Source organism: Micromonospora sp. NPDC004540, assembly GCF_040610095.1.
Classification (GTDB): domain Bacteria; phylum Actinomycetota; class Actinomycetes; order Mycobacteriales; family Micromonosporaceae; genus Micromonospora.
Map to the genome: position 1 here is coordinate 45702 of NZ_JBEXLR010000037.1, position 6295 is coordinate 51996.

Genomic DNA, 6295 nt, shown 5'->3' on the forward strand with positions numbered 1-6295 from the left:
TGATCGTGATCGAGCAGCCGGCGTACACCGGGTTCGGTTTCTCCGACGAGGAGTGGGGTCTGCTGGTCGGGCTGCCGCAGGCGGTCCTGACCGCGGCGGCCGCGGCCGAGTCCGACGGCACCCGGCGCACCATGGCCGAGAACGCCGCCGGGCTGGAGACCATCTCGGCGGGCCGCGAGTCGGCCAGCCCGCTGGTGGCCGCCGTCGCCGGGGAGGTCGTCTCCCGGGTGGGCGACCCGGAGGCCGGCGCCGAGCTGCCGGTCATCAGCCCCGACGACCCGCAGGCCAAGATCGAGGACGTGCTCAGCCGGGCCGGGCAGGCGTCTGCGCTGCTGGCCCGCAAGGTCGACGAGGGGCAGGCCGGCGCCTACCGGCACTGGCTGGTGGAGATCGCCGAGCAGGTGGTGGGCGCCGCCGCCACCGGCGGCATCCTGGGCCTCGGCGGCGACGTGGTGAGCGACTCGGAGCGGCGGTTCCGCGACCGGCTCGCGCACGTGCTCAACGACTGACCGGACTGTTAACAGATATTTCAACGCCCGTCAATGACGGCAATGTCACGCCCCACGAGTGCCAACTCCCGGCCTCGTGGGGCGTCGTGCTTCATGGAAGGGTGACGAACCACGGGGGTCATGCATGGACACAGAGCTGAAGCGGCAGGTCTTCGACACGGAGCAGGTGCCCGCCGCCCACCGCTTCGGGCTGTGGCTGGACATGCTCGCCGGCACGCCCGGCCTCATGCGGGTACGCACCGAGCACGCCGACAACTTCGTGGCGCGGTCGGAGTTCCTCGACCTGGGTCCGATGCAGCTGGTCCGCCACCGTTACCCCTCGCTGGACGGGGTCCGGACCCGGAAGCTGATCCAGCGCTCCGACGCGGACTACTACGTGCTCGCGCTGACCCTCGCCGGCACCGGCGTCGCGGACCAGGACGGGCAGCGCGGCGTCTGCCGCCCCGGCGACTTCACCTTCTACGACTGTGCCCGTCCACAGGAGCTCAGCCACCACGGCGACGACGGGCATCAGCCGGTCAGCTCGGTCGTGGCCTTCATCCCGTACGACGCGCTGCCCCTGACCCGTCGCCGGCTCGCCCCACTCTTCGCCGGCCGGATGTCCGGCACCGAGGGGGTGGGCGCACTGCTCGCCGACTACCTCATCCGGCTCAGCGCCCATCCCGAGCAGTACCACGCTGCGGACGCGGAGCGGCTGGCCGGCGTCGGGCTCGACCTGGTCTCCACCATGCTGGGCCGGCACCTGGTCTCCGAGGACGCGGTGCCCACCGAGGTGCGGCGGCGGGCGCTGCTGGCCCAGGTGCGCTCGCACGTCCGCCAGCAGCTCGGCGACGCCGCGCTGAGCCCGCAGTCCGTCGCCGACGCGCACCACGTCTCGCTGCGGTCGCTACACCGGCTCTTCGAGGCCGAGGAGACCACGGTCGCGGCGTACATCCGGGACGAGCGGCTGGAGCGGTGCCGCCGGGACCTCGCCGACCCGGCACTGGGCGACCGGCCGATCCAGGCCATCGCCGGCCGCTGGGGCTTCCGCGACAAGGCCCACTTCAGCCGGGCGTTCCGGACCGCGTACGGGGAGACGCCGCAGGCGTACCGGGCGCGCCACCTGGACCCGGCACGGATCGTCAACACGGCGGCGTCCGCAATCAACTCGGAGCAGACATACTGAGTGCGGGCCGGCGGCCGGGCAACCGGCGCGGCCCACTGGTATCGGGGGGCCGTGGCGAGGCGCCCGCGACAGCACAGTCGCGGGCGACCGCCCGGTGACGGCGCCCCGGCGCCACCGGCCCGACGGGCCGCACCGGTTCCCGGCCCCGTCGTGCTTCCCCCCAGGATCGACGGCGGGGCCGGTCAGGCCGCCTCCTCCTCCAGCAGCACCAGGACGGCCTTCTCCGCGGCCTCGCGCGGCATGTCCGGCTCCACCGGCGCCAGCACCCCGTCGTGGTAGAGGTCGACCACCCGCGGGTCCACGTAGGACGTCCGGGCCACCGTGGGGGTGTTGCCGAGCAGTTCGGCGACCGAGCGCATCACCGCCGCCACCGCCCGCTTGCGGGCCGTGTCCGAGCGCTGCGGGCCGACCGTGGCCAGCTCGGTGGCGGCCAGCACGGTGGCGTGCCAGGTGCGAAAGTCCTTGGCGGTCATCTCCCCGCCGCTGGCGTCGCGCAGGTAGTCGTTGACCTCGTCGCTGCGCACGTCCCGCCAGCTCCGGCCGTCCCAGTAGCCGAACAGGCGCTCCTCGGCCCGCCGCCGGCGGCGCAGGTTGGTCAGCACCCGGCACAGCTCCGGGTCCTCGATCCGGCGGACCTGTTCGATGCCACCCTTGGCCGGGAACTCGAAGACCACGCAGCCGCCGCGCGAGCGGGCGTGCTCCGGCCGCAGGGTGGAGACGCCGAAGGTGGCGTCCTCGCCGGTGGCGTACTGGTCGTTGCCGACCCGGAACGTGCCCATGTCGAGCAGCCGCGCGACGGTGGCCAGGATCCGCTCCCGCCGCAGGCCGCGCAGCGCCAGGTCGTGCCCGACCCGGTCGCGCAGCACGGGCAGCCGGTGGGCCACCTCCAGCACGTGGTCGAACTTGGCCTCGTCCCGCTTCTCCCGCCACGTCGGGTGGTAGAGGTACTGCTTGCGCCCGGCCGCGTCGACCCCGGTCGCCTGGATGTGCCCGTTCGGGTACGGCGAGATCCACACGTCCTGCCAGGCCGGGGGGATGACCAGCTCGCGCAGCCGGGACAGCTCGCCGGGGTCGCGCACCGGCTCGCCCTTCGGGTCGACGAAGAGCCAGCCCTTGCCACGCCGCCGGCGTCCGTAGCCCGGCCGCCCCGGATCACTACGCCGCAATCGCACCGGACACCCGCACCGCCCGTTCCGCCTGGTCCACGGCGCCCACCACCTCGTCGACCTGAATGCCCGCCAACGTCGGGTGGGTTCCTACCCCACCGGAACCGGCCCAATCCGCGTCGGTCCCGTCACGGTCAGTGGCCCCGAGCACCCGGTGCCGGGGCCGGTCGGGCGGCGGGCCCCAGCGCTCCGGCGGCACCGGCCCGAAGAGCACCACCGAGGCGGTGCCGTAGCCGGTGGCCAGGTGGGCCACCCCGGTGTCCCCGCTGACCACCAGCCGGGCGTCGGCCACCAGCGCGGCCAGCTCGGCCAGGCCGGTGCGGCCGGCGAGCACCGCGTCCGGGGGCAGCCCGGCGTCCCGGGCCACCCGGGCGGCCAGGTCCCGCTCGTCGGTCGAGCCGGTGAGCACCACCCGGTGCCCCCGGGCGGTGAGGGTCCGGGCCAGCGCGGCGAAGCGGCCGGCCGGCCAGCGCTTCGCCGGGATCTTGCTGCCGGGGTGCAGCACGGTGGCGCCGGCCGGGACGGCGGCGGCGGGCGGCCGGCGCAGCGCCAGGTCGCCGGGGTCGGCCGGCAGGCCGTACCAGTGCAGCAGCCGGCACCAGCGGCGCACCTCGTGCTCGTCGTCGTCCCAGTCCGGGCCGGCGAGGTGCCCGGCCTCGGCGTTGCGGTGGGCGAGCAGCCGGACCGGCCGGGCGGCGATCAGCATCCGGTGCGAACCCGGACCCCGCCCGTGCAGGTTCACCGCCACCTCCGGCGGCGGGCCGGGCCACGCCGGCCGGTCGGCCAGCCCGGCGGTGGGCAGCACCCGGTCGACCGCCCCGGTCAGCTCGGCCAGCGGCGCCAGCCAGGCCGGCGCGGCGAGCACCAGCTCCCGGCCCGGGAGGCCGGCGCGCAGGCCGCGCAGCGCCGGGACGGCGGTGGCCAGGTCGCCGACGCCGAGCGCCCGCAGCACCAGGATCACGGGTACGAGGACTCCTGCTCGGCGCAGACCACCATCTCGCGTACCGCGCAGCCGGCCGGCTGGGAGAGGGCGAACATGACTGCGGCGGCGGTGTCGGCCGGCTCGTTGAGCACCGCGTCCGGGCCGGGGCGGTACTGGGCGTCCCGCTGGTCGAAGAAGGCGGTGCGCATGCCGCCGGGGATGAGCAGGGTGACCCCGACCGCGCCGGCCAGCTCGGCGGCGAGCGCCCGGGTGAAGCCGACCACCCCGAACTTCGCCGCGCAGTAGGCGGTCGCGTCGCTGACCGCCTTCACTCCGAGGGTGGAGGCGATGGTGACGATGCTGCCCCGGGACGCCTCCAGGAAGGGCAGCGCGGCCCGGATCACCGCGGCGGTGGCGAGCAGATCCACCGTGACGATCCGTTCCCAGGTCTCCGCCGGCACGTCGATCAGCTTCCCCGGCACGTCCATGCCGGCCGCCGTGACCACGGCGTCCAGCCCGCCGGAGCGTTCCGCGAGGTCCCGGGTGGCGGTCTCGGCGGCCCGGGTGTCGGCCAGGTCGCACTCGGCCCAGGGGACCCCGTCGGCGGGGCGCTGCCGGTCCAGCACCAGGGGACGGCCGCCGGCCCGGGCCACCGCGGCGACCACCGCCGCGCCGAGCCCGCTCGACCCGCCGGTGACCAGGACGGTGGGGCCGGCCCCGAGTCGGCTGCTGCTCATCGCGCTCCCTCCGCGGTGGACGGGACGACCGCGGAGACCGCCGCGGCGGGCCAGCCCGCCGTGCCGCGCCCGGCGCGGGCCGCCGCGATCATGTCGGTGGTGGAGCGGCCGTCCAGGTACGGCACGACCACCGTGTGCCCGCCCCAGCGGGCCAGGATCTCCGCCTCGGGCAGCGTCTCCGCGCCGCCGCCGCTGGCGTAGTCGCCGCCCTTCACCCAGATGTCCGGGCGCAGCCAGGAGAGCGCGGCGCGCGGGGTGGGCTCATCGAAGATCAACACCGCGTCGACGCAGCCCAGCGCGGCCAGCAGCCGCCCGCGGTCGCCCTGCGGCACGACCGGCCGCTCCGGGCCCTTCAGCCCGGCCACGCTGGCGTCGGAGTTGAGGCAGACCACCAGGCAGTCGCCGAGCTGCCGGGCCGCCTGGAGGGTCGCCACGTGCCCGGCGTGCAGCAGGTCGAAACAACCGCCGGTGGCCACCACCGTGCCGCCGGCCGCGCGTACCCGGGCCACCACCTCACCGGCCGCGGTGGCGCCGATCCGGTCCCCACCGCCGACGACCACGGCCGGGGCGGCGGTCCGGACCGGGGCGGGGAGTGCCGTCGCCACTCCCCCGCCGGCCACGTACGCGGACGCCTCGGCGACCGCCTCCTGCACCGCCTCGGAGACCAGCGCGCCCCGGGCCAGGGCCAGGGTGGCCGCGGCGGCGAACCGGTCCCCCGCACCGCAGGTGTCCCCGTCGGCGGCCGGGGCGGGCACCACGAGCGGGGTGGACCCGGCGTGGCAGAGCAACGCGCCGTCCCCGCCCAGGGTCACCGCCACCGCGCCGGCCTGCCAGCGCCGGCGCAGCGCCTGGGCGCCCCGGGACGCGGTGACCAGCCGGGACGCCCCCGGCGGCGCCTTGGCCAGCTCGCGCGCCTCGGACTCGTTCGGGGTGGCCAGGCTCACCCCGGGCACCGCGGCCGGGCCGCGCGGGTGCGGGTCCCAGACCACCGGCGCCCGGGTCGCGGCGAGCGCGGCGCGCAGCGCCGGGTGCCGGGCGACGCCCCGGCCGTAGTCGCTGACCAGCACGGCGGAGGCGGTGGCGATCAGGCGCAGCACCGCCTCGCTCGGCTCGCCCGGATCGCCGGCCGGCCCGCCCCGGTCGTGGCGCAGCAGCACCCGGCCCCGGGCCCGCAGCCGGACCTTCTCCGGGGTGGCCCCGGCCAGCGGCAGCGCGTACAGCTCCACGCCGGCCGCCGCGAGCAGGGTGCCGAGCCGGGCCCCGCCGGCGTCGTCGGCGACCGCGGTGACCAGCGCGACCTCGGTGTCCTGCGCGGCGGCGAAGACGGCGGCGAGGCCGGCGCCGCCGGGACGGTCGGCGTACGTGGTCTCCTCGAGCACCGGCACCGGCGAGTCCGGGCAGAGCCGGTTCACCACCCCCTCGACGTCCCGGTCCAGCAGCGTGTCACCGAGCACCACCACCGGTCCCGTCATGCTCGACCTCCTCATCGGGCCTGCACCTTCCCGTCCGGGCCGTCACCGAGCACCACCTCGACACCGGTCCGCACCGAGTCGGCCGGCGTCCGGTCCGCCGCGCGGGCGGCCAGCGCCGCGGGCAGCGCCCGGTCGACGTACTCGCAGAGCACGTGCGTGGCGACCAGGTGCAGCTCCTGCACCACCTGGCTGTCCGGCGAGTCGATGGCGAGGGCCTCCTGGCAGGACCCGGCGAGCGGGTTGGGGGCGGGGCCGGTGAAGGCCCAGCAGCGCAGGCCGGTGTCGTGTCCGGCGCGGGCGGCGGTGAGGAGGTTGGTGCTGGTG

The 6295-nt window shown here is 76.6% G+C and carries 6 protein-coding genes and 1 pseudogene; 2 read left to right on the plus strand and 5 right to left on the minus strand.

Annotated features, from left to right (window positions below; genetic code table 11):
• Positions 1 to 5: 5 nt before the first annotated feature.
• Both ABZV78_RS15160 and ABZV78_RS15165 read left to right on the plus strand, forming a co-directional pair.
• On the plus strand, positions 6 to 509 hold the full coding sequence (locus ABZV78_RS15160) for a hypothetical protein (RefSeq protein WP_355638890.1): 504 nt from the start codon (positions 6 to 8) through the stop codon (positions 507 to 509).
• A 124-nt stretch (positions 510 to 633) separates the two neighbouring features.
• Positions 634 to 1674 (plus strand): helix-turn-helix domain-containing protein, encoded by a 1041-nt coding sequence (locus ABZV78_RS15165; protein ID WP_355638892.1) that lies wholly within the window; start codon positions 634 to 636, stop codon positions 1672 to 1674.
• Positions 1675 to 1856: 182 nt separating this feature from the next.
• Here the strand turns inward: ABZV78_RS15165 and ABZV78_RS15170 are convergent, their stop codons facing one another.
• From ABZV78_RS15170 to ABZV78_RS15190, 5 genes and pseudogenes are all read right to left on the minus strand, one after another.
• Positions 1857 to 2846 (minus strand): DNA topoisomerase IB, encoded by a 990-nt coding sequence (locus tag ABZV78_RS15170; protein ID WP_355638894.1) that lies wholly within the window; start codon positions 2844 to 2846, stop codon positions 1857 to 1859.
• On the minus strand, positions 2830 to 3801 hold the full coding sequence (locus ABZV78_RS15175; RefSeq protein WP_355638896.1) for a glycosyltransferase family 9 protein: 972 nt from the start codon (positions 3799 to 3801) through the stop codon (positions 2830 to 2832). The genes ABZV78_RS15170 and ABZV78_RS15175 overlap by 17 nt, the downstream gene beginning before the upstream one ends.
• Positions 3798 to 4499, minus strand: coding sequence for an SDR family oxidoreductase (locus tag ABZV78_RS15180; protein ID WP_355638898.1), 702 nt, complete (start codon positions 4497 to 4499; stop codon positions 3798 to 3800). Before ABZV78_RS15180 ends, ABZV78_RS15175 begins: the two co-directional genes overlap by 4 nt.
• Positions 4496 to 5971 carry a PfkB family carbohydrate kinase gene (locus ABZV78_RS15185; RefSeq protein WP_355638900.1) on the minus strand — a complete coding sequence of 492 codons (1476 nt, stop codon included), beginning with the start codon at positions 5969 to 5971 and terminating at the stop codon, positions 4496 to 4498. The genes ABZV78_RS15180 and ABZV78_RS15185 overlap by 4 nt, the downstream gene beginning before the upstream one ends.
• 11 nt (positions 5972 to 5982) lie before the next feature.
• Positions 5983 to 6295, minus strand: a pseudogene (locus ABZV78_RS15190) (phosphoheptose isomerase); the annotation flags it as partial.

Coding starts and splice junctions, on each gene's coding strand:
- ABZV78_RS15165 (WP_355638892.1), top strand. CDS start 634: ATGGACACAGAGCTGAAGCGGCAGGTCTTCGACACGGAGCAGGTGCCC.
- ABZV78_RS15180 (WP_355638898.1), bottom strand. CDS start 4,499: ATGAGCAGCAGCCGACTCGGGGCCGGCCCCACCGTCCTGGTCACCGGC.
- ABZV78_RS15185 (WP_355638900.1), bottom strand. CDS start 5,971: ATGACGGGACCGGTGGTGGTGCTCGGTGACACGCTGCTGGACCGGGAC.